This is a genomic window from Amycolatopsis sp. NPDC114505 (assembly GCF_055633615.1).
Window position 1 is genome coordinate 405,821 of sequence record NZ_JBVKDV010000002.1, and the last position, 26,996, is coordinate 432,816.

A 26,996-nucleotide genomic window follows, 5' to 3' on the forward strand; every position below is an offset into this window, starting at 1 on the left:
TTTCGGGTAATTCCTGCGGCCATTGTGCTCGACACTTGCATGATCTGCGGATGACCCTGCGCTCGGACGCCGCCGCCCTGCTCGACGACCTGGTCGCCCTCCGCCGCGACCTGCACCGCATCCCCGAGATCGGCCTGCACCTGCCGCGCACCCAGGAGCGGGTCCTCGCGGCCCTCGACGGCCTGCCCCTCGAGATCAGCCTGGGCAAGAACCTCTCGTCGATCACCGGGGTCCTCCGCGGCGGCAAGCCCGGCGGAACCGTCCTCCTGCGCGGCGACATGGACGCGCTCCCGGTCACCGAGGCCAGCGGTGAGGAGTTCAGCTCGACCCTCGACGGCGCCATGCACGCCTGCGGCCACGACCTGCACACGGCGGGCCTGGTCGGCGCGGCCCGGCTGCTCGCCGCCCGCAAGGCGGACCTCCCCGGCGACGTCGTCTTCATGTTCCAGCCCGGCGAAGAAGGCTGGGACGGCGCCGGCCACATGATCGAGGAAGGCGTCCTGACGGCGTCCGGCAAGCACGTCGACGCCGCCTACGGCCTGCACGTCTCGGCCGCGAGCTACGCGAAGGGCCAGTTCGTCGCCCGGCCCGGCACGCTGATGGCGGCGTCCGGTGCCCTCGAAGTCCGCGTACGCGGCGAAGGCGGCCACGGCTCGTCGCCGCACGACGCCCGCGACCCGATCCCGGCGGCGTGCGAGATGGTGACCGCCCTGCAGACGATGGTGACGCGCACCTTCGACGTCTTCGACCCGGTGGTGGTCACCGTCGGCTCGTTCCACGCCGGCACCCGGCGCAACATCATCCCGGACGACGCGGTGTTCGAGGCGACGCTGCGGTCGTTCTCGCCGGAGGTCGCGGCCCGGGTGGGGGAGCGGGCGGTGCGGGTGTGCCGCGGCATCGCCGACGCGCACGGCCTCGACATCGACGTCACCTACGAGCCGGAGTACCCGGCGACGGTCAACGACGCCGCCGCGTACGACTTCGTCGCCGCCACGATCCGTGACGTCTTCGGCGAAGAGCGGTTCACCGAGATGGCCGACCCGATCACCGGTTCGGAGGACTTCTCCCGCGTGCTCGAACGCGTTCCCGGCGCGTACCTCTTCCTCGGCGCGTGCCCGACGGACCCGGACTCCGCGCCGGACAACCATTCCCCGCGCGCGAGGTTCGACGACAGCGTGCTGGGCGACGGCGCCGCGCTGCTGGCCGAGCTCGCCGTCCGCCGCCTCGGGCTCCTGGCCGGGTGAGGGGAGTGCGCAGCTACCACTGGCCCCCGCTGCTGCCCGTGCTCGCGCTGGTCGTGATGCCGTTCCTGCCGTTCGTCAACACCACCGGGCTGTGGCTCGGGCTGCCGCGGATGATCGTGTGGGGCGCGTTCTGGTGCCTCATGTTCACCCCGGCGCTGCTGCTGTCCGAGCGCCTGATGCGCGGGCGGGAGGAGGACTCGTGATCCTCACCTTCACCCTCGCCGGCATCGTCCTGATCGGCGTCCTCGGCTTCGTCGGCCGCCGCAAACCCGTCGCCGACCTGGCCGAATGGACCGTCGGCGGCCGCCGCTTCGGCGCGCTCACCATGTGGTTCCTGCAGGCGGGCGAGGTGTTCACCACCTTCACCTTCCTGGGCATGGCCGGCCTCGCGTTCTCCGGCGGCGTCGCGGCGATGTACGCGCTGCCGTACGTGCCGATCGCCTACGTCGTGCTGTTCTTCCTCGCGAAACGCCTCTGGACGATGGGCAAGGAGCGCGGCTACCTCACCCAGGGCGACTTCCTCGAGGACCGCTACTCCAGCCGGGCGCTCGGGACGGTGTCCGCGGTGCTCGGCGTCGTGTTCGTGCTGCCGTACCTGCAGCTGCAGATCACCGGGCTCGGCCTGATCGTCCGGCTGGTCACCGGCGACAGCGCGTCCGGCACGCTGAGCATGGTGACCGGCAGCGTGCTGGTGGTCGCGTTCGTGCTGTGGGCCGGGCTGCGCGGCGTCGCGGCGACGTCCTACTTCAAGGACGGGATCATGCTGGTCGCGCTGGTGGTGCTGGCCATCGCGGTGCCGACGCACTTCGCCGGCGGGATCAGCGGGGTGTTCCACAAGATCGAACAGCTGCACCCGGAGAAGCTGATCATCCACAGTGGACCGAACGACCATGTCTGGTTCGTGACGAGCATGCTGGTCAGCGCGATCGGCGTCGGGCTGATGACGCTGCCGCACTCGTGGCCGGCGCTGATGTCGGCGCGCGACCCGAAGGTGCTGCGGCGCAACTACGCCTGGATGCCGGTGTACGAGCTGTGCCTGCTGCTACCGATGATCATCGGGTTCGCGGCGATCCTCGTGGTGTCGAAGGGGAGTGACCCGAACGGCGTATTGCTGACGCTGTCGAAGGATGCGTTGCCGGGGTGGGTGACGGGGATCATCGTCGTCGCCGCGACGGCCACGGCGATGGTCCCGGCGGCCGGGATCCTGATCGGCATCTCGTCGCTGGTGGCGCGCAACATAGTCCGTGTCCGCAGTGGCCGCAAGCAGTTCTGGATCAACCACGGCACGGTTGTGCTCGCGAGTATTCTTGCCCTCGTGCTGGGCATCTTCCGGCCGGACCTGCTGGCCAACCTGCTGTTGCTCACCTATTCGGGGTCGGTCCAGCTGGCGCCGGCCAACCTGCTGGGCTTCCTGCGGCGGGTGCCGGTCGGCAAGGGCCCGGTGTTCGCCGGGCTGATCGCCGGCGAGCTCGTGGTCGTCTGGCTGACCTTTGTGGACACTCATTTCGCCGGCACGGTCAACGTGGGCCTGATCGGGCTCGGCGTCAACGTCGTCGTGCTGGCTCTGACCGCCGCTGCCGTGAGCCGGCGGACTTCTTCCGTGGAGGCGGCGTGACACGCACGGTTTTCACCGGTGGTTCGATCTTCGACGGCACGGGTGCCGAGCCGGCGGCGGCGGACGTCGTCGTCGAGCACGGCCGGATCGTCGACGTCGGCACGGACCTGGACGGCGACGAGGGCGTCGACTGTTCGGGCGCGGTGCTGCTGCCCGGGCTCTTCGACTGCCACGTGCACGTCACGGTGTCGGAGATCGGGCTGCTGTCCCGGGTGCAGAAGCCGTTTTCCTACCAGTTCTACGAAGCGGCGCGGAACCTGTGGGCGACGCTCGGGCTGGGCATCACGACGGTGCGCGACGCGTCGGGCGCGGACCTCGGCATCAAGCAGGCGGTGGACGACGGGCTGATCCCGGGGCCGCGGCTGCAGATCTCGATCGGGCTGATCAGCCAGACCGGCGGCCACGGCGACAGCTGGAACCCGTCGAGCATCTGCGTCCCGCTGCTGGTGCCGCACCCGGGCCGCCCGGACGCGACGGCCGACGGCCCCGACGAGATGCGCCGCGTCGCGAGGACGCTGCTGCGAGCGGGCGCGGACGTGCTGAAGGTGTGCACGACCGGCGGCGTGCTTTCCCCGCGCGACGACCCGCGGCATTCGCAGTACACACCGGAGGAGCTGGAGGTCCTGGTCGCCGAAGCGGCGGCGCAGGGGCGCCCGGTGATGGCGCACGCACAGGGGTCGGCGGGCATCAAGAACGCGGTCCGGGCGGGCGTGCGGTCCATCGAGCACGGCATCTACCTCGACGACGAGGCGATCGAGCTGATGCTGGGCCACGGGACGTGGCTGGTCCCGACGCTGATCGCCCCGGTCAACGTGGTCCGCGCGGCTGATGCCGGGGTGGATTTGCCTGCGTCGGTGGTGGCGAAGGCGCGGGAGGTGGTGGAGGTGCACCGGGATTCGGTGCGCCGCGCGTACGCGGCGGGGGTCCGCATCGCGATGGGGACGGACAGCGGGGTCGGGCCGCACGGCACGAACCTGGAGGAGCTGGCGTTGATGGCGGCGTGCGGGATGACGCCGGCGGACGTGTTGGAGGCGACGACGTCGTCGGCGGCGCGGCTGATGGGGTTGGACGGCGAGCTGGGGCGGCTCGAGCCGGGGCTGCGGGCGGATGTCGTGGTGGTGGCCGGGGATCCTTATGACTTCCCGGCTTTGGCGTCGAACATCCGGGAAGTCTGGAAGGACGGGATCCGGGTGGTCTGACGCCCGGGGCTACGGCCGCGCGGGTTCCGGTCCTGATCGCGCGGCTTCGGCCCTGGCCCGTGAGTTCGGTGGGGGCATGCGGCTTTTGGCCTTGGTCCCGTGAGTGCGGCGGGAGATCACGCGGGTTCCGGCCCCGGTCACGCGACTTCCGGCCCCGGTCACGCGGGTTCCGGCATGGCGCACGCGGGCGGTCCCGTGGTGTTCGCACGCGCGTGGCGCTACCGGCGGTCGAGGCGCAGGGTGGTCGCCGCGGCCTCGGCAGTCACCATGGCGTCGGTGCCGCCGCCGGTGTACTTGGTGCGGTAGGCGGCATCCACGTCCGCGGTGACCTGGGGTGAGGTGCCGCCGAGGTCCTCCACGGTGACGTCGGCTTCCAGACCCGGCACGCGAATGTGCGCCGAGCGCGACCGCACCGCGTCCCCGAACCAGCCGGTACTTGGGCCGCGTGCATGCGGCAGTTGTACACAGCCCTCGCCGGATGTGGACAACCTCGGCGCCAGAGTCCCGATTCGCGTGCTTTGTCGTGACCTGCCGGTAAACTGGGCATGGGCACGCCCCCCAGGGAAGGGCGGGGCTGCTCGCGTTCGATCAGAGCTCCGGGGAAAGCAAATCCTTCAACGCCACCGCGAACTTCGCCGGGTTCCGTTGCGGCGCCAGATGGGCCCCCGGCATCTCGGTGAACGGCAAACCCAGCTCCAGCGCCAGGATCTTCGCCGGCTGGTAGTGGTACCGCCCGCGGCTGCCCTCGCCCGCCGCCGGGATGATCTCCGTGCTTGCCTTGCGCAACGCGCGCAAGTCCGGGAGGTAGTCGAAGAACTCCGTCAGCTCGCGGTCGAACAGGCGGATCCAGTCGGCCTCGTGGGGGAGGCGGAGGTTCGGGAGGTCGGGCAGGGCCGCTCCCGCGATCGCGTCGGCGAAGCGCGTCACCGCCGTCAGGAGCTCGCCCGAACGGGCCAGCCGGACCTGCTCCGCGGCCGCCTCGAGCCAGCCGGCCGCGTCCGGCATCAGGTGTACCGCCGGGGGTTCGTGGGCGACCAGCGTCGTCACGCTGGCCGGGTACCGGGCCACCAGGTCGAGGCCGATCAGCGCGCCCGCGCTCGAGCCGAACACCAGCGCCGGGCCGTCGGTCGCGTGGTCCAGCACCGCCCGCGCGTCGGTGGCCTGGCGCGACACCGGGACCGGGCCCGTGGTGGTGTCCGTGCTGCCGAAGTGGCCGCGCCGGTCGTACGTGATGACGGTGTAGTCCGCGTACAGCTGCTTCGCCAGCGCGCGGTAGGAGTCACCCGATCCGGTGCCGCCCGCGATCAGCAGCAGCGCCGGGCCCTCGCCGCCGCGGCGGACGAGGAGCTCGCCGTCCTCCACCGGGCAACGGCTTTCCGAGATCATGCCTGAAGTCAAGCACAGACAATGAAGTGGACGGCGCGGTGGTCGATCCCTAGCGTGCGCGGCATGGCTGAACGGCGAGCGATCCTCAGCGGGTCGACCTTCGAGGACCAGATCGGCTACGCCCGCGCGGTGGTCGACGGCGACCGCGTGTACGTCTCGGGCACGACCGGCTTCGACTACACGACCATGACGATCCCCGACGACGTCGTCGAGCAGGCGGCCCAGTGCCTGCGCAACATCGAGGCGGCGCTGACGGAAGCGGGCTGCAGGTTCGCGGACGTGGTCCGCGTGCGCTACCTGCTCCCGGCGCGCGAGGACTTCGAGCCGTGCTGGCCGGTGCTGCGCAAGGCTTTCGCGGACGTCCGCCCGGCGGCGACGATGCTGCAGTGCGGCCTGGCGGACCCGCGCATGAAGATCGAGATCGAGGTGGACGCCCACCTGCCCGGCTAGAGCCGTTCGATGATGGTCGCCGTCGAGAGGGCGCCGCCCGCGCACATCGTCACCAGGGCCGTCGATGCGTCGCGGCGTTCCAGCTCGTGCAACGCCGTCGTCAGCAGCCGGGCCCCCGTGCTGCCCACCGGGTGGCCCAGCGCGATCGCGCCGCCGTTGACGTTGACCCGGGCCGGATCCGGCGCCATGACCTGCTGCCACGACAACGCCACCGACGCGAACGCCTCGTTCACCTCGAACAGGTCCGGGTCGGCGATCGTCATTCCTGCTTTCGCGAGCACCCGCTCGGTCGCGCGGATCGGGCCGTCCAGGTGGTAGTACGGCTCCGCGCCGACCAATGCCTGCGCCACGATCCGGGCTCGCGGACGCAGTCCCAGCGCAGCCGCCCGCGAAGCGTCCATCAGGAGCAGCGCCGCCGCGCCGTCGGAGATCTGGGATGACGTGCCCGCCGTGTGGACGCCGTCCTCCACCACCGGCTTCAACCGCGCCAGGCCCTCGACCGTTGTCTCGCGGAGGCCCTGGTCCCGGCCGACCAGGCGCGTCTCCCCGGTCGCCTCCCCCGAGGAGTCGAGGACCGGAGCCTTCACCGGTGCCACTTCGCGGTCGAAGTGCCCGGCCTCCCACGCGGCCGCCGCCTTCTGCTGGGAGGCAGCTCCGAACGCGTCGACGTCGGCTCGCGTCAGTCCGCGCCGGACCGCGATCCGCTCGGCCGCTCCGTACTGGTTGGGCAGGTCGATCGACCACGACGCCGGCCGCGGGGACGTGCCCGCGCGGTTCGTGCCCAGTGGCACCCGGCTCATCGCCTCGACCCCGCACGCGACGCCCACCTCGATGGCGTCCGCCGCGATCAGGCCCGCGACCAGGTGGGTCGCCTGCTGCGCCGAGCCGCACTGGGCGTCGATCGTCGTCGCGCCCGCCGTCTCCGGGAGTCCCGCGTGCAGCCACGCCGTGCGCGTCACGTTGCCGGACTGCTCGCCGGCCTGCGTGACGCAGCCGCCGATCAGCTGCTCGACCAGGGCCGGGTCGATCCCGGCGCGGTCGAGCAGGGCCAGCTGCGCGGCGCCCAGCAGCTCGGCCGCGTGGAGGCCGGCCAGCAGGCCGCCCCGCTTGCCGATCGGGGTCCGCACGGCTTCGACGATGACCGGCACGCCCATGTCGTCCCTTTCGTCGGGCAACGCTCTTCAGACAGTCAAAAACTAGAACAAGTTATCGTTACGTGCAAGCGTCCCCAGGTTCGACGTGATCTTGATCTTTGCCGACTGAGCATTCGCTCACCTGGCCTCATCGGTAAAGTTAACGGGTTTCACTGAACGTCTTCCGCAAGTGAACACCGTATGCTCTAATCGCTGTTAGAACGTGTTTCAAGGCGAACCGTGGGAGGCAACGTGGCCGCTCCGCTCATCCCCGCCGGTTTCGACTTCACGGACCCGGACCTCTACGCCGAACGGCTGCCGCTGGCGGAGTTCGCTGAGCTCCGGCGCACGGCCCCCGTGTGGTGGAACCCTCAGAAGACCAACACCGCAGGCTTCGGCGACGACGGCTACTGGGTCGTCTCGCGCCACGAAGACGTGAAGGAGGTCTCGCGCGACAGCACGCTCTACTCGTCCAGCGAGAAGACCGCGATCATCCGCTTCGACGAGAGCATGACCGAGGACCGCCTCAACGCGAACCGCCTCGTGCTGCTCAACATGGACGCGCCGCAGCACACGAAGCTGCGGAAGATCGTGTCCAAGGGCTTCACCCCCCGCTCGATCGCGAAGCTCGAGGACACCCTGCGCGACCGCGCGGAGCGGATCGTCTCCGAGGCGCGGAAGAAGGGGTCCGGCGACTTCGTCACCGACGTCGCGTGCGAGCTGCCCCTGCAGGCCATCGCCGAGCTGATCGGCATCCCGCAGGAAGACCGGCTCAAGATCTTCGACTGGTCGAACCAGATGGTCGCCTACGACGACCCGGAGTACGAGGTCGAGCCCCTGGAGGCGTCCACGCAGCTCATCGGCTACGCGTGGAACATGGCCGAGGACCGGCGCAAGTGCCCGATGGACGACATCGTCACGAAGCTGATCCAGGCCGACGTCGACGGTGAGGCGCTCGGCTCGGACGAGTTCGGCTTCTTCGTCATCCTGCTCGCGGTGGCCGGCAACGAGACCACGCGCAACGCCATCACGCACGGCATGAAGGCGTTCCTCGACCACCCGGACCAGTGGGAGCTCTTCAAGGAGCAGCGGCCGAAGACGGCGCCGGACGAGATCGTCCGCTGGGCCACCCCGGTGGTCGCGTTCCAGCGCACCGCCACCCGCGACACCGAACTGGGCGGCGCGCACATCCGCAAGGGCGACCGCGTCGGCATGTTCTACAGCTCCGCCAACTTCGACCACGAGGTCTTCGCGGACCCGGAGAAGTTCGACATCCTCCGCGAAGACAACCCGCACGTCGGCTTCGGCGGCACGGGTTCGCACTACTGCATCGGCGCCAACCTGGCGCGGCTGGAGATCGACCTGATCTTCAACGCGATCGCGGACGTGATGCCGGCGATCACCGAGGCGGCGCCCCCGGTGCGGCTGCGGTCCAGCTGGCTCAACGGGATCAAGCACTACCCGGTTCGCTACGCCTGAGGAATTCGAGGACCCGCCGCCAGGTGAGCCCGGCGGCGGGTTCGTCGTGCTCGGGGCCGCCGGAGTTGGCGTAGAGGTGGCCGATGCCCGGGTAGCGGAACACCTCCGCGCCGGCGGCGGTCCGGGCCCAGCCGGCCAGTGCTTCCGACACGCCGGGCGCGGACGAGTCGCCTGCCTGAGTTCGTGCGGCCGCCTGCGCGGCATCGGGACCTTTTTCGTGAACCGGGCGTCGACGGACAACGATACCGGCCGGGGGTGACATCATGAAGCGATGTCCCCCCGCGCGACCGTCGACGTCGAGTTCTCCGTCCGGGTCACCGAGCCCGGTCTCGCCGCGATCTCGGTCGCCGCCGCGCACGCGGACACCGAGGAGCTCACCGTTTCCTGGCACGGCGAAAGCGAGGTCGCCGAGTTCGAGCACGGGACCCGCGCCGAGGTCTTCGAGCTGCCCGCCGGGGAGCACCGCATCACCTACCACGCCGAGCGGGCCGTCACCGACGGTGAACCGGAGCCGGTGACGCTCGTCGAGCGCGCCGTCTTCACGCGGCCGAGCCGGTACTGCCCGTCCGACCGGATCGCCGGGCTGGTGCCGCCGGAGCTGTTTTCCCTCCGGAGCACCAAGAAACAGGTCGACACGATCGTCCGCAACGTCCACGAGCGACTGTCCTACGTGGTCGGTTCCAGCCGCCCGAACACCGACGCGGTCGACACGCTCCTCGCCGGGGAGGGCGTCTGCCGCGACTTCGCGCACGTCTGCATCACCCTGTGCCGGTTCCTCGACATCCCCGCGCGCTACGTCGGCGTCTACGCGCCCGGACTGTCCCCGATGGACTTCCACGCCGTCTTCGAGGCCGGGATCGACGGGCACTGGTACGTCTTCGACGCCACCCACCTGGCGCCGCGCCAGACGATGTTGCGCATCTCCACCGGCCGTGACGCCGCGGACACGTCGTTCCTCGCCACCCTCGGCTGCGAGCTCGACTTCCTGGGCAGCACGGTGTTCGCGACGACGGACACCGCGCTGCCCCAGGACGACTGGCAAGAGCTGGTCGTCCTGGGCTGATCCGATCGGATGGTCCGACCGCGTGTTGTCTGCGCGAAGTGGCCTTCAGCTGGGTAGACAGTGTCCGTGAAGAGTTCCCCCAAGGCCCCGAGCCCCTGGGCGCGGGCCCGTGCCCGGTACCGGTGGCTGGACCACATCGCCCGCGCGACCAACCGCTACATCGAGTGCGGCGGCTACCACTACGTCGCCTCGATCACCTACTTCAGCCTGCTGTCGCTGGTGCCGCTGCTGATGGTCGCGTCGTCGGTCGCCGGGTTCGTGCTGGCCAGCCAGCCGCACCTGCTCGACACGATGGTCCACGCGATCGTGTCGACGCTGCCCGGCGGGCTCGGCGACAAGGCCACCGACCTGCTCACGGGGTTCGTCGAGCAGCGCACCAGCGTCGGCGCGTTCGGTCTGGTCATCGGCCTCTACTCGGGCTGGAACTGGATGAACGCGCTGCGGGACTCGCTGACCGCGCTGTGGGGGCAGAACCGCTCCGACCAGCCGCTGTACCGGCTCATCGCCGTCGACCTGCTCGCGCTGCTCGGCCTGAGCGCGGCGCTGCTCGTGTCGTTCACGCTCACCCTGTCCGGGACCGCGCTCGGCGGCTACCTGCTGCGGCTGGCCGGGCTGGACGACACGAGCTGGGGCCACCAGCTCGTGTCGGCGTCCTCGGTGCCGCTCTCGCTGGCCGCCGACTGGCTGGTGTTCCTGTGGGTGCTCACGCGGCTGCCGCGGCAGAAGGTGGGCGTGCGCAGCGCCGTGCGGGGCGCGATCGCCCTCGCCGTCGGGTTCGAGGTGCTCAAGCTGGCCGGCGGCATCTACCTCCGGCTGATCGGCGACTCGCCGACCGGCATCGCGTTCGGCTCGGTGATCGGCCTGATCTTCTTCATCTCGCTCGTCGCGCGGCTGCTCGTGTACGTCACGGCGTGGACCGCGACCGGCTCCGACGCGCCGCCGCGGCCGATCCAGCCGCCGGCGCCGGTCGTGCTCGAGCCGGTGGTCGTGGTGGACCCGCCGGTCGCGGTGCCGGCCGCGGTCGGCGTGGTGACCGGGGTGGTCGGGACGTTGCTGGCGCTCAGGTGGCGGCGTTCGCGAGACTGAAGAGCCGCATGAGCTGGTGGTCGATCAGCGCGATCGCCGCTTCCGGGGTGCGCTGGCCCAGGACGATGCTGGTCTGCAGGCCGTCGACGCTCGACAGGAGCAGCTCGGCCTCCGGCACCAGCTCGAGATCCGGCGCCACTTCGCCGCGGTCGCGGCCCAGCGCCAGCAGGTCCGCGGTCAGCCGTTCCAGGTCGGGGGGCGTGGCGCTGAACGCCGACGCCAGCCCGGGGTCCGAAAGGGACCGGACGAAGTAGGCGAGGTGGACGAGGTAGCGCGTGCGGCGCCCGTCGTCCACCGGCAGCATCCCGACGAGCAGCGCGCGCAGCACCTCGCGCGGGGTCGCGTCCTCGTCGGGGCCGATGCCCGCGCGGGCCGTCTCCCCGGCGTCGGCGTTGAGGATTTCGAGCGCGCCGAGCAGCAGGTCGTCCCGCGTGCCGAAGTAGTACTGGACGAGCCGCAATGAGACCCCGGCCTCGGCCGCGACCTTGCGCAGGGACACGTCTTCGAGCCCGCGCGCGCTCGCGATCCGCCAGACGGCTTCCGCGATCTGGCGGCGGCGCTGCTCGTGGTCGGCGAGTCTCGGCATGGTGGGTCGAGCGTATCAACGCGGCTTGTCGGCGCCGACGACCCACATCGAGAAGTACTGCGACCCGCCGCCGTAGGCGTGCCCGACCGCGATGCGCGCGCCGTCCACCTGGTAGTCCCCGGCGCGGCCCATGACCTGCTTCGCGGCTTCGGAGAAGCGAAGCATGCCGGACGCGCCGATCGGGTTGGACGAGAGCACCCCGCCGGACGGGTTCACCGGCAGCCGCCCGCCGATCGCCGTCTCGCCGGCCTCGGTGACCTTCCAGCCCTCGCCTTCGGGCGCGAAACCCAGGTTCTCCAGCCACATCGGCTCGAACCACGAGAACGGCACGTAGATCTCGGCGACGTCCACTTCGGACATCGGGTCCTTGATGCCGGCCTCGGCCCACAACGCTGCCGCGGCGTCGCGCCCGGCCTGCGGGTTGACCTGGTCACGGCCGGCGAACGTCGTCGGCTCGGTCCGCATCGCCGTCGCGTGGATCCACGCGGCGCCGCCCTCGACGACGTCCCCGGCGGCCTCGTCGCCGAGCACCATCGCGCACGCGCCGTCGGACGACGGGCACGTCTCGTCGTAGCGGATCGGGTCCCACAGCATCTGCGACTTCTGCACCGACTCGACGGTGATGTCGGCCTGCCGCAAGTGCGCGAAGGGATTCAGGGCGCCGTTGCGCCGATCTTTCGCCGCGACGATCGCGCCGACGTGGTCGGGCGCGCCCGAGCGGCGGATGTAGGAGCGCACGTGCGGGGCGAAGTAGCCGCCCGCGCCGGCGCCGACCGGCATCTGGAACGGCGGCAGGATCGACAGGCCCCACATCGCGTTCGACTCGGACTGCTTCTCGTAGGCCACGGTCAGCACCCGGCGGTGCACGCCGGACTGGACGAGCGAGGCCGCGACCAGCGCCGTCGACCCGCCGACCGAACCGGCGGTGTGCACGCGCAGCAACGGTTTCCCCGTCGCGCCGAGTGCGTCGGCGAGGAAGAGCTCGGGCATCATCACGCCCTCGAACAGGTCCGGCGCCTTGCCGAGCACGACGGCGTCGATGTCGGCCCAGCCGACCTGGGCGTCGGCCATCGCGCGGTCGATCGCTTCGCGGAGCAGGCCCGGCATCGAGACGTCCTGCCGCTTGGCGCGGTGGTGCGTCTGGCCGGTGCCGAGCACGGCGGTGAGCTGCTTGGTCATCGGGCCTCCAGCACGGTCACCAGGTTCTGTTGCAGGGCCGGGCCGCTCGTCGCGTGCGCCACGGCCTTGCGGGATTCGCCGCTGTGGATCCGGGTCGCCGCCTCACCGATGCGGGCGAGGCCGGCGGAGAACATCGGGTTGGCGGCCAGCGCCCCGCCCGAGGGGTTGATCTTCACGGTGTCGTCGAGCTTCAGCGCCGTCCGCAGGATCAGCTCCTGGTGTGTGAACGGCGCGTGCAGCTCGGCGAGGTCGACGCCGTCGAGGTCCAGGGCCCGCCCCGCGATCTCGGTGGACGGGCTGCGCGTGAGGTCGCGGGCGCCGAGGACGGGGGAGTCGACGCGGTGCTCGATGCCCTGGATCACGGCGGGGTGCTCGACGATGTCGCGTGCGCGTTCCACAGTGGACAGGACGATCACCGCGGCGCCGTCGGTGATCGGCGCGATGTCGTGCCGCCGCAACGGATCCGCGAGGTAGGGCGTGTCGAGCAGCTCGCTGACGTCCTTGCCGGTGCCCCGGGCGGCGACCTCGGCGAGGTCCTTTTCGGACCAGAGGCCGGCTTCCAGGCCCAGCCGCGCCTGGATCCCGGCGATCGAGACCGAGTCCGGCCACAACGGCGTGACGACGTACGGGTCGAGCTGCAGGGCGAGCACCCGGCGCAGCTGCCCGGCGCTGGACTTGCCGAAGCCGTAGACGAGCGCGGTCTCGACCTCGCCCATCTTGATCTTCAGCCAGGCCTCGTAGAGCGCCCAGGCGGCGTCCATCTCGACGTGCGACTCGTGGATCGGCGGGAACGCGCCGATCGCGTCGACCGCGGCGATGAACGAGAAGGCCCGGCCCGCCAGGTAGTCCGACGAGCCGGAACACCAGAAGCCGATGTCCTGTTTGGACAGTCCGGTCTTTTCGAAGACCTCGGCGAAGATCGGGACGAGCATCTCCACGCCGTTGGTGGTGCCCGGGGTCTCGCGGACGTTGGGGGCCTTCGCGAAGCCCGCGATCGCGACGTCTGGCATCAGGACCTCACAGGTGGTGGGCGAAGGTTTCGTAGGCCGCGTCCGGCTCGCCGGTCGGCTCGAAGTGGTCGATGTTCTCCAGCGACGTCCACCACTCGTCGCGGGGTTTCCAGGCGGCGCGCACGCGCATGCCCATCTTGACGTCTTCGGCGGCGCAGCCGAGGACCAGGTGGAGGAACGCGATGTCGGCGCCGTCGAGCAGGATGTACGCGGCGACGTACGGCGGCTTGAGCCGCTGGCCGAGGAACGGGACGTTGACGATGCAGAACGTCGTCACGATGCCGGTGTCGGGCAGCTCGACCTCGTCGGTCGTGGGGACGCCGTCGGTCGGGCAGGCGCCGCGCGGCGGGATGTAGACCTTCTCGCAGGCGGGGCAGCGCTGGCCGATCAGCTTGCCCTCGGCGAGCCCGCGCAGGTAGCGGCTCTCCTCGGGGGACGCGGAGTGCTGGTACTTGAGGTGGACGGGCGTGATGACCACGCTGACCGGAGCGCCTTCCTCGCGCTCGGCGACCGGGGGAGCGGGCTCGGTCGGCGTGGTGTCCTCGGCGCCGGCCGGGAGGAAGTAGGCGATGTCGCGGATGTGCCCGACGGTCTCCCCGGCCCACTTGACCCGGACGCGCTGTCCACTGTGGATGTTCCCGGGCTCGCCGGCGTCGACGGCGTGGAGCATCGCGGTGTCGGCGCCGTCGAGCCGCACGAGCGCCCAGGCGAACGGCCGGCTCAGCGGCTGCCCGTCGAGCGGCTCGGGGCACCAGGACCACGAGACGACGGTGCCCTCTTCGGCCACCGGGACGAACTCGCTGAGCTGTTCGGCGGTGACGGGGTCGTACTCGACGGGCGGAACGTGCACGCGGCCGTCACTGCCCCGGATGCCTTCGATGCGGCGTTCGCGGAGCGCGTTCACGAACCGGCCGAGAACGGGCCCGGTGGAGCGCGTGTAGTCAAAGCCGACGTTGAGGGGTGCCGCCAGTGGTGTCTCGGTCACGCCTTGAGTGAAACACGTTCTCGTTCTGGCGGCAAGATCCAGCGCACTGCATGTGTAACGCGTTCTAGATCTGCCCTGGTTGCGCACTCGCTCGCTGCTGGACGAGCATCGCCACGCCGGCCAGGATCCGGTCGAGGCTGAACGCGTGGTTCAGCTGCCGTTCCTTCTCGGCGAGCCGGCCGAGCAGGGTGCTGTAGGCGGCGATCGACTCGCCGGACGCGGCCGCACCGAGGTCGGTCGCCGGCCGTCGCCGGGCTCGTCGAGTTCGGCGGGCGAGGCCTTCGGTCTCGGCCGGCTCTACGGCCGCGCGCACGATGGCCGGCACGCTCGGCCTCGGCTTCGGCCTCGGTTCCGGCTCGCCGTCCCGTTCCCGGAGCAGGGCCGATGAGGGTGGCAGCTCGTCGTTCATCGTCGACGGGGACGAGCCGGTACGGGCCTGAGGGTCAGCGGCCGCGGAACTCCGGCTTCCGCTTCTCCGAGAACGCCTTCGGCCCTTCCTTCGCGTCCTCCGACGCGAAGACCTCGATCCCGTACTGCGAGTCGAGCTTGAAGGCCTCCTCCTCGTGGAGACCCTCGGTGTCCCGGATCGTCCGCAGGATGGCCCGCACGGCGACCGGCCCGTTCGCGTTCACCAGGGAAGCCAGCTCCAAAGCCTTCCCGAGCGCCGTCCCGTCCGGCACCACGTGCCCGATCAGGCCGATCGCCAACGCCTCCGAAGCGGACAGGTGACGCCCCGTCAGCAGGATGTCCGCCGCGACCGTGTACGGGATCTGACGCGGCAGCCGCACCGCCGACCCGCCCATCGGGAACAGGCCCCAGCGCGCCTCCGACACCCCGAAGCGGGCCGAAGCTCCCGCCACCCGGATGTCGGTCCCCTGGAGGATCTCCGTCCCGCCCGCGATCGCCGGCCCCTCGACCGCCGCGATCAGCGGCTTCGTCAGGCGACGCCCCTTCAAGAGCCCGGGGATGTGCGAAGGGTCGAACTTGCCCGACGCGAACGACTCCGACGGCGAGTTCCGGGACATCGACTTCAGGTCCGCGCCCGCGCAGAACGCGCCGCCCGCGCCGGTCAGGACGCAGCTGCGGATCGAGTCGTCGGAGTCCACGCGGTCCCAGGCCTCGACCATGATCGACATCATCTCGCCGGTGATCGCGTTGCGGGCCTCGGGCCGGTTCATCGTGACGACGAGGGTCTGGCCCTCCTGTGAGACCAGCGCGTGCGGTTCACCCACGGAAACCTCCTGAAGGAGCAGTGCCATTGCCCAGAACGATAACATGTTCTACTTTGAGGACGTGGCACTCAACATCGCGGATCTTCTGGAGCACGCCGTCGACGCCGTGCCGGAGCGCGTCGCGGTCGTGTGCGGCGACCGGCAGGTCACCTTCGCCGGGTTGGAGGCGCGGGCCAACCGGCTCGCCCACCACCTCGCCGCGCACGGCGTGGGACGCGGGTCCCACATCGGGGTCTATTCCCGCAACTCGATCGAGGCCTTGGAGGCGATGATCGCCGCGTACAAGCTGCGCGCGATCGCCGTCAACGTCAACTACCGCTATGTGCACGGCGAGCTCGTCTACCTCTTCAACGACGCCGATCTCGCCGCCCTCGTGCACGAGCGGAGTTACGCCGACAAGGTGAGAGCCGTCCTGCCCGAGGCGCCGAAATTGAAACACGTTGTCGTCGTCGAGGACGGCAGCGACGGCGACTTCGAGAGCTACGGCGGCGTCGAATACGAAGCCGCGCTCGAGGCCCAGTCGCCCGAGCGCGACTTCGAAGAGCGCAGCAACGACGACCTCTACATCCTCTACACCGGCGGTACCACGGGCTACCCGAAGGGCGTGCTCTGGCGCCACGAGGACATCTGGCGCGCGCTCGGCGGCGGGATCAACTTCGTCACCGGCGAGTACGTCCCGGACGAGTGGACGCTCGCCGAGCAGGGCAAGGCCGGGAGCCTGACCCGGCTGCCCGCCGCGCCGCTGATCCACGGCGCCGCGCAGTGGGCCGCGTTCGGTGCCCTGTTCACCGGCAGCCCGGTGGTCTTCGTGCCGCGCTTCGAAGCCCACGACATCTGGAAGGCCGTGCAGGAGCACAAGGTCCAGGTCCTCACGATCGTCGGCGACGCGATGGCGCGGCCGCTGATCGAGGCGTTCCGCGAGGGCGACTACGACGCTTCGTCGCTCGTCGCGGTGTCGAGCCACGCCGCGCTGTTCTCGCAGTCAGTGAAGCAGGAGTTCGTCGAGCTCGTGCCGAACGCCGTCATCACCGACGCGATCGGCTCGTCGGAAAGCGGCTTCACCGGGATCGGCATGGTGGCCAAGGGATCCGACCACAGCGCCGGCCCGCGCGTCAGCTTCGGCAAGGACGCCATCCTGCTCGACGACGACGGCAACCTCGTCGAGCCGAAGGCGGGCGCGATCGGGCTGATCGGCCGCCGCGGGCACGTCCCGCTCGGCTACTACGGCGATCCCGAGAAGAGCAAGACGATCTTCGTCGACATCGACGGCGTCCGGTACGTCGTCCCCGGCGACTACGCGCGCTACGAGGAGGACGGCACGGTCACCCTGCTCGGCCGCGGCTCCCAGTGCGTCAACACCGGCGGCGAGAAGGTCTACCCGGAGGAGGTCGAAGGGGCGCTCAAGTCGCACCCGGACGTCTTCGACGCGCTCGTCATCGGGATCCCGGACGAGCGGACCGGCCAGCGCGTCGCCGCCGTCGTCCAGCTCCGCGAGGGCGCCGAAGCCGACCTCGCCGGGATCGAGCGGCACGTCCGGGGCGAGGTCGCCGGGTACAAGGTGCCGCGCACGGTCTGGCTGGCCGACGAGATCGGCCGCTCGCCCAGCGGCAAGCCGGACTACCCGTGGGCCCAGCGCTACGCCGCCGACCACGAACCGGCCGCGGCCCAGCCCGTCTAGGAGGACATCACCAGTGCGGACTTCCCTGTGCGACCGGCTCGGCATCGACCTGCCGATCATCGGGTTCACGCCGTCGGAGCACGTCGCCGCGGCACTCAGCCGCGCCGGCGGGCTCGGCGTGCTCGGCTGCGTCCGGTTCAACGACGCCGCCGAGCTCGACCGGGTGCTCACCTGGATGGACGAGAACACCGGCGGGAAGCCCTACGGCGTCGACATCGTGATGCCGGCGAAGATCCCGGCCGAGGGCACCCAGGTCGACCTCTCGAAGCACATCCCGGAGGGGCACCGCGCGTTCGTCGACAAGGTGCTGCGCGATCTTTCGGTGCCGCCGCTGCCGGACGACACCGACGAACGCGCGGGGGTGCTCGGCTGGCTGCACTCGGTGGCCCGCTCGCACGTCGAGGTCGCGCTGAACCACCCGATCAAGCTGATCGCCAACGCGCTCGGCTCGCCGCCCGCCGACGTCATCGGGCAGTGCCACGACCGGGGCGTCCCGGTCGCGGCGCTCGCCGGCAAGGCCGAGCACGCGGTCCGGCACATCGAGAACGGCGTCGACTTCGTGGTCGCGCAGGGCTACGAAGCCGGCGGGCACACCGGCGAGATCGCGTCCATGGTGCTGGTGCCGGAGATCGTCGACGCGGTCGACGTCCCGGTGCTCGCCGCGGGCGGGATCGGGTCCGGGCGGCAGGTGGCCGCGGCGCTCGCGCTCGGCGCGTCCGGCGTCTGGATGGGCTCGATGTGGCTCGCCACCGAGGAGTACCTGCAGACCATGGGCGAGTCCGTGGCGATGCAGCAGGCACTGGTCGGCGCGACGTCGTCGGACACCGTCCGGACGCGGATCTACACCGGCAAGCCGGCGCGGCTGCTGAAGACCCGCTGGACGGAGGCGTGGGCCGCGGCGGACGCTCCCGAGCCGTTGCCGATGCCGCTGCAGAACCTGCTGGTTTCCCACGCCCACAACCGGATCCACGCGGCGAACGACCCGAGCGTGGTGTCGATGCCGGTCGGGCAGATCGTCGGCCGGATGAACGCGGTCCGCCCGGTCGCCGACGTCGTCGCGGACCTGGTGGCCGGCTACGAAGAAGCACTGTCCCGGTTGGACAAGACACGCTGAAGGGGGCCCGCCGCGGCGGGCCCCCTCTTCGCGGAAGCGGTTACAGACCGGCGGCGGCCGCGGCGATCTTCGACGCGAACGTGCTCACCTCGGTGTAGACGCCGGGGGCGTGCGGCCGGGCGCAGCCGTCACCCCAGGAGACGATGCCGACCTGGATCCAGGCGTTGGCGTTGTCGCGGCGGAACATCGGGCCACCGGAGTCGCCCTGGCAGGTGTCGACGCCGCCCGCGGTCAGGTTGCCGGCGCAGATCTCGGCGCTCGGGATGAGGTCGGGGTAGCTGCCGCCCTGGGCCTGGCAGGTGGAGTCGGCCACGAACGGGACGGTCGCCTTCAGCAGGTACCGCTGCTGCGCGCCGCCTTCGCGGGCCGCGCCCCAGCCGGCCACGGTGAACGTGCCGGTGTTGTAGGTCGACGTCGTCGCGATCGGCAGCGTCGAGAGGCCGGTGACCGGGCTCGCGAGCTTGATCAGCGCCCAGTCGCCGCCGGTCGAGGTGCCGTAGGTGGGGGACTGGTAGACGTAGGTCGACTTGATCTTCTTGGCGCTCGTGCTCTGCAGGTCGACCACGCCGACGGTCGCCGTGATCGAGGTGTTCGACCCCGTCCGGCTGACGCAGTGGGCGGCCGTCAGGACGATCTGGTTGGTGTAGAGCGCGCCGCCGCAGCCCATCGACAGCCGGACCATGAACGGGAACTCGCCCTGGGCGGCCCGGGTCCCGCCGACGACGTCGGTGGACGGTGGCTGGGCCGCGATCGCGGGGGTGGCGAACGACGCGGCCGCGGCGACCGCGGCCACCGCGGTGGTGACGTTTCTGAGCAGGGTGAACCAGCGCTTGGGAGCCAAGGGGATCAGTCCTTCCAGTGTCCACAGTGGAAGCCGTTGCCGTCAGCGGCCCCATGACTACACCAGGTGGTCACATACCCGGACAACCGACTTTCTTCGGATGTTTCGGGCGGTTGGGTGATTTCTCACCGGCGGATCCGACGAACGCCGTAGGCCGATGGGCCCAGCAACAGGGCACGGCGGCCGCCGCGCACGCGAGGACGGTCGGCGTCATCGTGGCGCGGCTTGCCGTCTTCCCGGGAATTCACCGAGCCTTTCCCGGCCGTAAAGGGAGGTTCCGCCGGAATTCGAAGGAATCGCGGCCGATCGCGCGGAAGATGTCGCATTATCGAGCCCGGACCGGGGGAAAGGCATCCGGGTGATCCTCCGTGTCCCGCGCCACAGCGAACCGTGGTGGTCGGGGAAACGAATAGGGTCGGGTGCGTGCCCGCCCCTTCGCGTCATTACCGCCTGTCCGCCGACGGTCCCGTTCTCGACGGGATTCCCGAGCACGGCCGTGTCCCGCGTTACTACGCGGTCAAGGTCGAACTGCTGGCGGTGATCGCGGAGCTCGGTGAAGGATCGGTGCTGCCCACCGAACGGGAGCTGTGCGAGCGCTTCGAGGTGTCGCGGGCGACCGTCCGGCAGGCGGTCAGTGAGCTCGTGCTCGAGGGCAGGCTCAGCCGGCGGCAGGGGAGCGGCACGTTCGTCGCCGGCCCGAAGCTGGTGCAGCCGCTGGCCCTGGTGAGCTACACCGAGGGGCTGCGGCGCCAGGGCATCCGGCCGGGCCGCACGGTGATCACGCTGGAGCGGCGCCTGGCCGGCAGCGCACTGGCCGCCGACCTGCAGGTCACCTCCGACGCCGAGGTGATCCACATCGAGCGGGTGCTACTGGCCGACGAGGAGCGCGTCGGCCTGGAGTCGACATATCTCCTGGCCGAGCGGTTCCCGACGCTGATGGAGGAGTTCGACCCCGGGCAGTCGCTGTACGCGTGCCTGCGGGACCGGCTCGGCGTGGTGTTCGACGGTGCCGAGGAGCGCGTCGAGACGGTGCTGGCGACCCCGCGCGAGGCCCTGCTCATCGGGACCAACCCGGCCCTGCCGATGCTGCTGATGCACCGCATCTCCTGGGGCCCGGACGGCGCGCCGTTCGAGCGGGTGCGCTCGCTGTACCGGGGTGACCGGCTCAGCTTCGTGACCCGCCTCGGCCGCGCCTGACTGTCACGTTCTCCAGAACGTCCTCGTTCCTCCCGCACCAGTCGAAAAGGGAGGACGTCATGAACGTCGCACTGTGGGTCGGTCAGGTGCTGCTGGCCGCGATCTTCGCCCTGTCGGGTGCGCTGAAGTCGACGATGTCGCGGCAGCGGATGCTCGAAACGGGCCAGACGGGCGCGGCGGCCTACCCGCTGCCGGTGGTCCGGTTCACCGCGATCTGCGAGCTCGTCGCCGTGGTGGGGTTGATCCTGCCGGTGCTGCTGGGCGTCGCGCCGGCGCTCACCGGCTGGGCGGCCGTGGGGCTGGCGGTGGTGATGGTGGGCGCGATGGCGATGCACGGCCGCCTGGCGGTCGTCGGGCACAAGCCGGCGGAGTGGCGCAACGTCGGGGTCAACAGCCTGATCTTCGCGGTGTGCGTGTTCGTCGCCGCCGGGCGGCTTTGACAGCGGGATGCAACCGGACGGGGGTCTGCTCCGTCTGGCAGGTATGCGCACAGTGCTGGGTACGGGTCTGCTGCTCCTCACGCTGACGGCCTGCGGGGCGGCGAACACGGCCGCGCCCGCGGGGAGCAGTACCGGGCCGGAGACGCCGACGACGTCGTCCCCTTCGTCCCCGGTGCCCGGTTCGCCCACGGCCGCGCCGCCGCCGTCGCAGACGGTCGGCCGCCCGACGCAGGGCATCGCCCCGGGCGACGACGTCATCGCCGAAACCCAGGTCGACGCGCGCGGGCTGCCCGAGGGCTACCCCCGCAGCCTCACGCGGAGCACCGACGGCAAGACGCTGATCCTCCAGGCGGAGGAGGGCGGGTGCCGCCGCATCTCGGCCCACGTCGGCGACCAGACTCCGCAGCAGGTGGTCGTGCTGGTCGCCGTCACCACGGCGAAGAAGGGCCAGATGTGCCCGGACTACATCAAGGAGATCAGTCTCCCGCTGGCCTTGGCCGCACCGCTCGGAACCCGCACCGTGGTGCTCCGGCAGGGCTGAAGCGCCGCACCGACGCTGGGAGGGTGACCGCGGGTCACCCTCCCAGACCATGTCCGGACCAGGACCTCACCACCCCGGCCGGATCGATCTTCCGTGCAACCCTCCGCCGCCCCCGTTCCGTCTTCGGGACATGAGGTACTTAGCGAAGGTGGCCGGGACAGGCGCGATCCTGCTGATGGTGACGGCCTGCGCCGGCCAGAACGTGCCCATCAGCCAGCCCGCCGCCGGGGGGACCTCCACGGACCCCACCGGCAGCGTGTCGACGTCGCCGACGGCGCCGAGCGAGTCGGTGCAGCCGGCACCGCCGTCGGCGAACCCGCCGGGCAAACCCCGGCTGACCGTGCCCGAGGGCAGTACCCCGGTGCCGCCGGACAAGGTCGACGCCGCCGCGCTGCCCAAGAACTACCCGCACGAGGTGTGGACGTCCAACGGCGGCACCATCCTCAACATCCGCGCCCAGGAGGGCGGCTGTGGTCACGCGCTCGGTGAGGCGAGTGAACAGGCGGGCGACCACGTCGTCGTCAACCTGAGCGAGACCAAGGCCCAGACCGGCCAGATGTGCACGATGGACATCCGGTACCCGGTCATCTCGGTCGCCCTGGCCGCGCCGCTGGACCAGCGCACCGTCGTGCTGAAGACCACGCCGCAGAAGTGATCACCCTGGCTTAGGCTCGGGTGATGGGAAGCCGCCAGGTCTCACGCACCGCGATCGTCGCCACGACCCCGGAGAAGATCTTCGGGCTCCTCGCCGATCCGGCCCAGCACCCGCTCATCGACGGATCCGGCACGGTCCGGGCCGCCCAGTCCGGCGGCCCGGACCGGCTGACGCTCGGTGCCAAGTTCGGCATGGACATGAAGATGGGCGCGTCGTACAAGATCCTCAACACCGTGGTCGAGTTCGAAGAGGGCAGGCTGATCGCCTGGCGCCACTTCAACGGGCACCGCTGGCGCTGGCGCCTCGAACCCGTCGACGGTGGCACCGAGGTCACCGAGACGTTCGACTGGTCGACGGCGAAGTTCCCGCTCGCGATCAGCCTCAGCCCGTTCCCGCGCAAGAACGCCGACGGCATCGAGAAGACCCTGGCCCGGCTCGGGGAGCTGTTCCCGGCTTGACGACGGCCTCGCCGCGGCCGGTGCGACGGCGGGTGGTCCTCGCGATCTGCTGCCTGAGCCTGTTCATCGTCGGGCTCGACAACACGATCGTGAACCTCGCGCTGCCGTCGATCCGCCACGAGTTCGGCGCGTCGGTCTCGAGTCTGCAGTGGACGATCGACGCGTACACGCTCGTGCTGGCGAGCCTGCTCATGCTGTCCGGCTCCACCGCCGACCGGATCGGCCGGCGCCGGACGTTCCAGACCGGGCTCGCGCTGTTCAGCCTCGGCTCGTTGCTCTGCGGGCTCGCGCCGAACGTCGGCCTGCTGGTCGCCTTCCGCGCGCTGCAGGCGATCGGCGGGTCGATGCTCAACCCGGTCGCGCTGTCCATCGTCGCCAACGTCTTCACCGAACCCCGTGACCGCGCCCGCGCGATCGGCGTCTGGGCGGGGGTGAACGGGCTGAGCCTGGCGGTGGGGCCGGTCCTCGGCGGCGTGCTCGTCGCCTGGGCGGGCTGGCGCTCGATCTTCTGGATCAACGTCCCGGTCGGCGTCGCCGCGATCGTGCTGACGGCCCTGTTCGTCCCGGAGTCCCGCGCCCCGCGCCCGCGCCGCCTCGACCCGGTGGGGCAGCTGCTGGTGATCGTCCTGCTGGCCTCGCTCACCTACGGGATCATCGAAGGCCGCGGTTCGGGCGCGCCGGTGATGGTGGGCTGCTTCCTGATCGCCGCGGCGGCGCTGGCGGTGCTGCTGCCGTACGAGCGACGGCGCCGGGACCCGTTGCTGGAGCTCAGGTTCTTCCGCAGCGTCCCCTTCTCGGGCGCGACGCTCACCGCGGTCGCCGGGTTCGCCGCGCTGTCGGGCTTCCTCTTCCTCACCACGCTCTACCTCCAGGAGACACGCGGCTTTTCGGTGCTGCACGCGGGGTTGCTGACCCTGCCGATGGCGGTGCTGACCGCGGTGGGCGCGCCGCTGTCGGGCCGGATGACCGGGATCCGGGGCCCGCGACTGCCCTTGCTGGTGGCCGGCGCCGGGATCGCCGCGTCCGGCGTCGTCCTGGCGGGCATCGGCCCGGACACGCCGATTGCGCTGCTGGTGGTGGGTTACGTCTGCTTCGGCATCGGCTACGGCCTGCTCAACGCGCCGATCACGAACGCGGCGGTGTCCGGGATGCCGCGCGAGCAGGCGGGCCTGGCGGCGGCGGTGGCGTCGACGAGCCGCCAGGTGGGGACGTCGCTGGGGGTGGCGGTGGTCGGCGCGGTCGTGGCGGGGAGCGCGGGGACGCCGCCGGGGACGGGCCGGGTGGTGTGGGCGATCGTCGCGGGCTGCGGGGTGCTGGTGTTCCTGCTGGGGCTGGTGACGACGGGCCGCTGGGCCACGGCGACCGCGGCGCGCGTGAATGGTCCGGACCATGACGACACTCCGGTGGCCTGACCACCGCGCGATCCGCTGCTGAGCGCCGCTTGTCCGACCAGTGGTCCGGACCACCCCGGCCGGTCGGTGTCGAAGTCGTCGAAAAGTCTTTTGAAATCTCGGTGAACCGCCGCTGTTACCGAGCCGTATCCATCAGTGAGGTGGTGATCAGAGAGGAGGGGCCCATGCCCCGCTTGAGTAGTGGTCGGCACCGCAAGCAGGCGACGGTCGGTCTGGCCGCGTTGCTGGGGGTCGCGGGTGTCACCGCGACCGCCATCGCGCTGAGCAGCCCGGCGGGCAACGCCGCCGAAGCGCCCAAGGAGAACTGCGGGGGGCTCGACACCGCGCTGCAGAACAACCTGAACTTCATCGCGGGCCAGCAGGCGGCCCCGGACGCGCAGTCGGCCGCGCGGATCGCCAACCGGCAGGCGGTGGTCGACCTGATCCAGCAGCGGCGGCAGGTCGCGGGCTGCACGGCGAACGTCGCGGCGAACAACGGCCAGGCCGCGCAGGCCCCGGCCCAGCAGGCACCGGCCGCCCAGGCCCCGGCGCAGCAGGCGCCCGCGCAGCAGAACCAGAACCAGAACCAGGCCGGGGCGAACACCGGCGACCAGGGCGCGACCGGCGACGTCGTGTGCGCCGGCTCCACCGTGACGCTCTCGGGCGAGGGTGGCGCGCCGGCCGCGTCGAGCAACCAGTTCCCGGCGGGGACGAAGCTGAAGGTGACCAACCTGGACAACTCGAAGTCCACGACGGTCGAGGTGACCTCGGTGTCGGGCAGCTGCACGCTGCTCAACAACGCGGCCTTCGAACAGGTTCGGGAACCCGGAAAGTTCCTCATCCGGCGCGCGCGGATCGAGCGCGTCGGCTGAGGGAGCAGGGAAGAAAGGGGGCACCGGCGGCGGGCCGGTGTCCCCTTCCCTTGTGGGTCAACGGAAGCTGATCTGCAGCACCGGGTCGCCGGTGCTCTCGAAGAAGTCGTTGCCCTTGTCGTCGATGACGATGAAGGCCGGGAAGTCCTCGACCTCGATCTTCCAGACGGCTTCCATGCCGAGCTCGGCGTACTCGAGGACGTCGACCTGCTTGATGCAGTCCTGCGCGAGCCGCGCGGCCGGGCCGCCGATCGAGCCGAGGTAGAACCCGCCGTGCGACTGGCACGCGTTGGTGACCTGCTTCGACCGGTTTCCCTTGGCCAGCATGACGAGTGAGCCGCCGGCGGCCTGGAACTGCTCGACGTAGGAGTCCATCCGCCCGGCCGTCGTCGGCCCGAACGAGCCGGACGCGTAGCCCTCGGGCGTCTTCGCCGGCCCGGCGTAGTAGACCGGGTGGTTCTTCAGGTAGTCCGGCATCTCCTCGCCGGCGTCGAGGCGCTCGGCGATCTTCGCGTGCGCGATGTCGCGGGCGACGACCAGCGGCCCGGTGAGCGAAAGCCGCGTCTTGACCGGCAGCTGCGAGAGCTGGGCGCGGATCTCGGCCATCGGCCGGTTGAGGTCGACGCTCACGACGTCGTCGGAGAGGTCCTCTTCGGTGACGTCGGGGAGGAAGCGGGCCGGGTCGCGCTCGAGCTGCTCGATGAAGACGCCGTCCGCGGTGATCTTCGCCTTGGCCTGGCGGTCGGCGGAGCAGCTCACGGCGACGCCGACCGGACAACTGGCACCGTGCCGAGGGAGCCGGATGACGCGGACGTCGTGGCAGAAGTACTTGCCGCCGAACTGCGCGCCGATGCCGAACTGGCGGGTCATCTCGAGGACCTGCTGCTCGAGGTCCCGGTCGCGGAAGGCATGGCCCAGCTCGGAACCCTCGGTCGGCAAGTTGTCGAGGTAGCGCGCCGAAGCGAGTTTCGCGACCTTCAAGTTGAACTCGGCCGACATCCCGCCGACGACGATCGCGAGGTGGTACGGCGGGCAGGCGGCGGTGCCGAGGCTGCGCAGCTTCTCGTCGAGGAAGCGCGCGAGCCGCTTCGGGTTCAGGACGGCTTTCGTTTCCTGGTAAAGGAAAGTCTTGTTGGCGCTGCCGCCGCCCTTGGCCATGAAGAGGAACTCGTAGGACGGGTCGTCCTGCCCGTCCTTGTGGTACAGCTCGATCTGCGCCGGCAGGTTGGTCCCGGTGTTGCGCTCATCCCAGAAGGTGACCGGCGCCATCTGCGAGTACCGCAGGTTCAGCTGCTGGTAGGCGTCGAAGATGCCCTGCGAGAGGGCCCGCTCGTCGTCCCCGCCGGTGAGGACGCCCTCGCCGCGCTTCCCGACCACGATGGCGGTGCCGGTGTCCTGGCACATGGGGAGGACCCCGCCGGCCGAGATGGCGGCGTTGCGCAGCAGGTCCATGGCGACGAACCGGTCGTTCCCGGAGGCCTCGGGGTCGTCGACGATGGCCCGCAGCTGCTTCAGGTGTGACGTGCGCAACAGGTGCTGGATGTCGCTGATGGCGGTGCGCGCGAGGGTGGTGAGCGCGGCGGGGTCGACCTTCAGGAACGTCCGCCCGGCGGCTTCGACGGTCTCGACGCCCTCATCGGTGACCAGCCGGTACTCGGTGGTGGTGTCCTTGCCGAGGGGGAGGACTTCGGTGTGCTGAAACGTGGTGGTGGACGGCACTGCCAGGCTCCTTTGCCAGCTCCGGGATCGGTCCACCCTACGGCGGCTCGGCGGCCACGCGGCCGAGGCATCCGCTCACTGTGGGCCACCCCACGCTCGTCCCGCGTTCGGAAGTCGCTCGGTGAACCCCCACCACCCCGAAGCCCCGATTGTGACTACGGCCGGCAGTACCGCGTCAAGGCGGGAAAGATGCCTTGACCCGGCACCGCCGGCCGTGTTCTGGCTTCGGATCGGGGTTGCGGGGAGGTCTGGCTGGGTGGGGTGCGGGTTGTGCCGTTCGCTCGCGTTCGCGTGCGCTCCGGGCTTTTGGTCGGGAGGCCGGGTCCACCCCGACGGACCCGACCTCCCGGGGAGAGCGGCCGGGTGCGTGCACACCCGATCGCGTGGTCTCTGCCCGTCCGCTAAGCCGCTCCACGAATGTGGCGTGACGAAGGTCATAAGTC

29 protein-coding genes are annotated in these 26,996 nt (G+C 70.8%); 17 read left to right on the forward strand and 12 right to left on the reverse strand.

The annotated features are described in order from the left end of the window. Positions 1-50: 50 nt before the first annotated feature. Genes ACZ7OU_RS19965 through ACZ7OU_RS19980 form a run of 4 tightly spaced genes read left to right on the forward strand, consistent with a single transcriptional unit; the run spans position 51 to position 4,058 of the window. Complete coding sequence (locus ACZ7OU_RS19965; RefSeq protein WP_470256185.1) at positions 51-1,244, forward strand: M20 metallopeptidase family protein; 1,194 nt, start codon at positions 51-53, stop codon at positions 1,242-1,244. 5 nt (positions 1,245-1,249) lie between these two features. Further along, positions 1,250-1,447 (forward strand): hypothetical protein, encoded by a 198-nt coding sequence (locus ACZ7OU_RS19970; RefSeq protein ID WP_470256186.1) that lies wholly within the window; start codon positions 1,250-1,252, stop codon positions 1,445-1,447. Beyond that, entirely contained in the window at positions 1,444-2,859 is a 1,416-nt protein-coding gene (locus ACZ7OU_RS19975; protein ID WP_470256187.1) for a sodium:solute symporter family protein, read from the forward strand. The genes ACZ7OU_RS19970 and ACZ7OU_RS19975 overlap by 4 nt, the downstream gene beginning before the upstream one ends. After that, the gene (locus ACZ7OU_RS19980) at positions 2,856-4,058 is read left to right on the forward strand and encodes a metal-dependent hydrolase family protein (protein WP_470238573.1); all 1,203 of its coding nucleotides are present in this window, start codon (positions 2,856-2,858) and stop codon (positions 4,056-4,058) included. Before ACZ7OU_RS19975 ends, ACZ7OU_RS19980 begins: the two co-directional genes overlap by 4 nt. A 218-nt stretch (positions 4,059-4,276) precedes the next feature. Here the strand turns inward: ACZ7OU_RS19980 and ACZ7OU_RS19985 are convergent, their stop codons facing one another. Next, the gene (locus tag ACZ7OU_RS19985) at positions 4,277-4,546 is read right to left on the reverse strand and encodes a DUF2255 family protein (protein ID WP_470256188.1); all 270 of its coding nucleotides are present in this window, start codon (positions 4,544-4,546) and stop codon (positions 4,277-4,279) included. A gap of 100 nt (positions 4,547-4,646) precedes the next feature. Continuing rightward, positions 4,647-5,444 carry an alpha/beta fold hydrolase gene (locus ACZ7OU_RS19990; RefSeq protein WP_470256189.1) on the reverse strand — a complete coding sequence of 266 codons (798 nt, stop codon included), beginning with the start codon at positions 5,442-5,444 and terminating at the stop codon, positions 4,647-4,649. Positions 5,445-5,507: 63 nt separating this feature from the next. On the opposite strand from ACZ7OU_RS19990, the gene ACZ7OU_RS19995 reads away from it, so the two are divergent. Further along, on the forward strand, positions 5,508-5,894 hold the full coding sequence (locus tag ACZ7OU_RS19995; RefSeq protein WP_470256190.1) for a RidA family protein: 387 nt from the start codon (positions 5,508-5,510) through the stop codon (positions 5,892-5,894). Here ACZ7OU_RS19995 and ACZ7OU_RS20000 read toward each other — a convergent pair. Beyond that, positions 5,891-7,048, reverse strand: coding sequence for a steroid 3-ketoacyl-CoA thiolase (locus ACZ7OU_RS20000; RefSeq protein ID WP_470257629.1), 1,158 nt, complete (start codon positions 7,046-7,048; stop codon positions 5,891-5,893). The genes ACZ7OU_RS19995 and ACZ7OU_RS20000 overlap by 4 nt on opposite strands. A 231-nt stretch (positions 7,049-7,279) precedes the next feature. Between ACZ7OU_RS20000 and ACZ7OU_RS20005 the strand changes: the two genes are divergently transcribed. Beyond that, entirely contained in the window at positions 7,280-8,506 is a 1,227-nt protein-coding gene (locus ACZ7OU_RS20005; RefSeq protein WP_470238568.1) for a cytochrome P450, read from the forward strand. On the opposite strand, the gene ACZ7OU_RS20010 is transcribed toward ACZ7OU_RS20005, so the two are convergent. After that, a complete protein-coding gene (locus ACZ7OU_RS20010; protein WP_470256191.1) occupies positions 8,478-8,657 on the reverse strand; it encodes a dienelactone hydrolase family protein in 180 nt (59 codons plus the stop codon). The genes ACZ7OU_RS20005 and ACZ7OU_RS20010 overlap by 29 nt on opposite strands. A 120-nt stretch (positions 8,658-8,777) precedes the next feature. Here ACZ7OU_RS20010 and ACZ7OU_RS20015 point away from each other — a divergent pair, with 120 nt between their 5' ends. Both ACZ7OU_RS20015 and ACZ7OU_RS20020 read left to right on the forward strand, forming a co-directional pair. Continuing rightward, complete coding sequence (locus ACZ7OU_RS20015; RefSeq protein ID WP_470256192.1) at positions 8,778-9,569, forward strand: transglutaminase-like domain-containing protein; 792 nt, start codon at positions 8,778-8,780, stop codon at positions 9,567-9,569. Between the two features lie 66 nt (positions 9,570-9,635). After that, the gene (locus tag ACZ7OU_RS20020) at positions 9,636-10,655 is read left to right on the forward strand and encodes a YhjD/YihY/BrkB family envelope integrity protein (protein ID WP_470238565.1); all 1,020 of its coding nucleotides are present in this window, start codon (positions 9,636-9,638) and stop codon (positions 10,653-10,655) included. On the opposite strand, the gene ACZ7OU_RS20025 is transcribed toward ACZ7OU_RS20020, so the two are convergent. The 6 genes from ACZ7OU_RS20025 to ACZ7OU_RS20050 form a co-directional block, all read right to left on the reverse strand. Beyond that, the gene (locus ACZ7OU_RS20025) at positions 10,630-11,241 is read right to left on the reverse strand and encodes a TetR/AcrR family transcriptional regulator (protein ID WP_470256193.1); all 612 of its coding nucleotides are present in this window, start codon (positions 11,239-11,241) and stop codon (positions 10,630-10,632) included. The genes ACZ7OU_RS20020 and ACZ7OU_RS20025 overlap by 26 nt on opposite strands. A 15-nt stretch (positions 11,242-11,256) precedes the next feature. Beyond that, positions 11,257-12,420 (reverse strand): thiolase domain-containing protein, encoded by a 1,164-nt coding sequence (locus ACZ7OU_RS20030; RefSeq protein ID WP_470256194.1) that lies wholly within the window; start codon positions 12,418-12,420, stop codon positions 11,257-11,259. After that, positions 12,417-13,430 (reverse strand): thiolase domain-containing protein, encoded by a 1,014-nt coding sequence (locus tag ACZ7OU_RS20035; protein WP_470256195.1) that lies wholly within the window; start codon positions 13,428-13,430, stop codon positions 12,417-12,419. The genes ACZ7OU_RS20030 and ACZ7OU_RS20035 overlap by 4 nt, the downstream gene beginning before the upstream one ends. Before the next feature lie 7 nt (positions 13,431-13,437). Next, positions 13,438-14,415, reverse strand: a complete 978-nt coding sequence (locus ACZ7OU_RS20040; protein ID WP_470256196.1) for a Zn-ribbon domain-containing OB-fold protein — start codon at positions 14,413-14,415, stop codon at positions 13,438-13,440. 64 nt (positions 14,416-14,479) lie between these two features. After that, on the reverse strand, positions 14,480-14,740 hold the full coding sequence (locus tag ACZ7OU_RS20045; protein WP_470256197.1) for a hypothetical protein: 261 nt from the start codon (positions 14,738-14,740) through the stop codon (positions 14,480-14,482). Between the two features lie 118 nt (positions 14,741-14,858). Then, positions 14,859-15,647 carry a crotonase/enoyl-CoA hydratase family protein gene (locus tag ACZ7OU_RS20050; RefSeq protein WP_470256198.1) on the reverse strand — a complete coding sequence of 263 codons (789 nt, stop codon included), beginning with the start codon at positions 15,645-15,647 and terminating at the stop codon, positions 14,859-14,861. Between the two features lie 61 nt (positions 15,648-15,708). On the opposite strand from ACZ7OU_RS20050, the gene ACZ7OU_RS20055 reads away from it, so the two are divergent. Together ACZ7OU_RS20055 and ACZ7OU_RS20060 are read left to right on the forward strand one after the other, a co-directional pair. Beyond that, the gene (locus ACZ7OU_RS20055) at positions 15,709-17,325 is read left to right on the forward strand and encodes an acyl-CoA synthetase (RefSeq protein ID WP_470256199.1); all 1,617 of its coding nucleotides are present in this window, start codon (positions 15,709-15,711) and stop codon (positions 17,323-17,325) included. A gap of 13 nt (positions 17,326-17,338) precedes the next feature. After that, complete coding sequence (locus ACZ7OU_RS20060) at positions 17,339-18,439, forward strand: NAD(P)H-dependent flavin oxidoreductase (RefSeq protein WP_470256200.1); 1,101 nt, start codon at positions 17,339-17,341, stop codon at positions 18,437-18,439. A gap of 40 nt (positions 18,440-18,479) precedes the next feature. Here ACZ7OU_RS20060 and ACZ7OU_RS20065 read toward each other — a convergent pair whose 3' ends face one another. Continuing rightward, positions 18,480-19,280, reverse strand: a complete 801-nt coding sequence (locus ACZ7OU_RS20065) for a S1 family peptidase (RefSeq protein ID WP_470256201.1) — start codon at positions 19,278-19,280, stop codon at positions 18,480-18,482. Positions 19,281-19,703: 423 nt separating this feature from the next. Here ACZ7OU_RS20065 and ACZ7OU_RS20070 point away from each other — a divergent pair, with 423 nt between their 5' ends. The 7 genes from ACZ7OU_RS20070 to ACZ7OU_RS20100 all read left to right on the forward strand — a co-directional run bounded on the left by ACZ7OU_RS20070 (position 19,704) and on the right by ACZ7OU_RS20100 (position 24,834). Then, on the forward strand, positions 19,704-20,477 hold the full coding sequence (locus ACZ7OU_RS20070; RefSeq protein ID WP_470238555.1) for a GntR family transcriptional regulator: 774 nt from the start codon (positions 19,704-19,706) through the stop codon (positions 20,475-20,477). 59 nt (positions 20,478-20,536) lie between these two features. Further along, entirely contained in the window at positions 20,537-20,917 is a 381-nt protein-coding gene (locus ACZ7OU_RS20075; protein WP_470238554.1) for a DoxX family protein, read from the forward strand. 43 nt (positions 20,918-20,960) lie between these two features. Then, positions 20,961-21,458 carry a hypothetical protein gene (locus ACZ7OU_RS20080; RefSeq protein ID WP_470256202.1) on the forward strand — a complete coding sequence of 166 codons (498 nt, stop codon included), beginning with the start codon at positions 20,961-20,963 and terminating at the stop codon, positions 21,456-21,458. Positions 21,459-21,588: 130 nt separating this feature from the next. After that, positions 21,589-22,113 (forward strand): hypothetical protein, encoded by a 525-nt coding sequence (locus ACZ7OU_RS20085; RefSeq protein ID WP_470256203.1) that lies wholly within the window; start codon positions 21,589-21,591, stop codon positions 22,111-22,113. Between the two features lie 23 nt (positions 22,114-22,136). Further along, complete coding sequence (locus ACZ7OU_RS20090; protein ID WP_470238551.1) at positions 22,137-22,571, forward strand: SRPBCC family protein; 435 nt, start codon at positions 22,137-22,139, stop codon at positions 22,569-22,571. Next, on the forward strand, positions 22,568-23,983 hold the full coding sequence (locus ACZ7OU_RS20095) for an MFS transporter (protein WP_470256204.1): 1,416 nt from the start codon (positions 22,568-22,570) through the stop codon (positions 23,981-23,983). The genes ACZ7OU_RS20090 and ACZ7OU_RS20095 overlap by 4 nt, the downstream gene beginning before the upstream one ends. 164 nt (positions 23,984-24,147) lie before the next feature. Beyond that, on the forward strand, positions 24,148-24,834 hold the full coding sequence (locus tag ACZ7OU_RS20100) for an RlpA-like double-psi beta-barrel domain-containing protein (protein ID WP_470238549.1): 687 nt from the start codon (positions 24,148-24,150) through the stop codon (positions 24,832-24,834). 57 nt (positions 24,835-24,891) lie between these two features. On the opposite strand, the gene ACZ7OU_RS20105 is transcribed toward ACZ7OU_RS20100, so the two are convergent. After that, positions 24,892-26,553 carry a fumarate hydratase gene (locus tag ACZ7OU_RS20105; RefSeq protein ID WP_470256205.1) on the reverse strand — a complete coding sequence of 554 codons (1,662 nt, stop codon included), beginning with the start codon at positions 26,551-26,553 and terminating at the stop codon, positions 24,892-24,894. Positions 26,554-26,996: the final 443 nt, after the last annotated feature.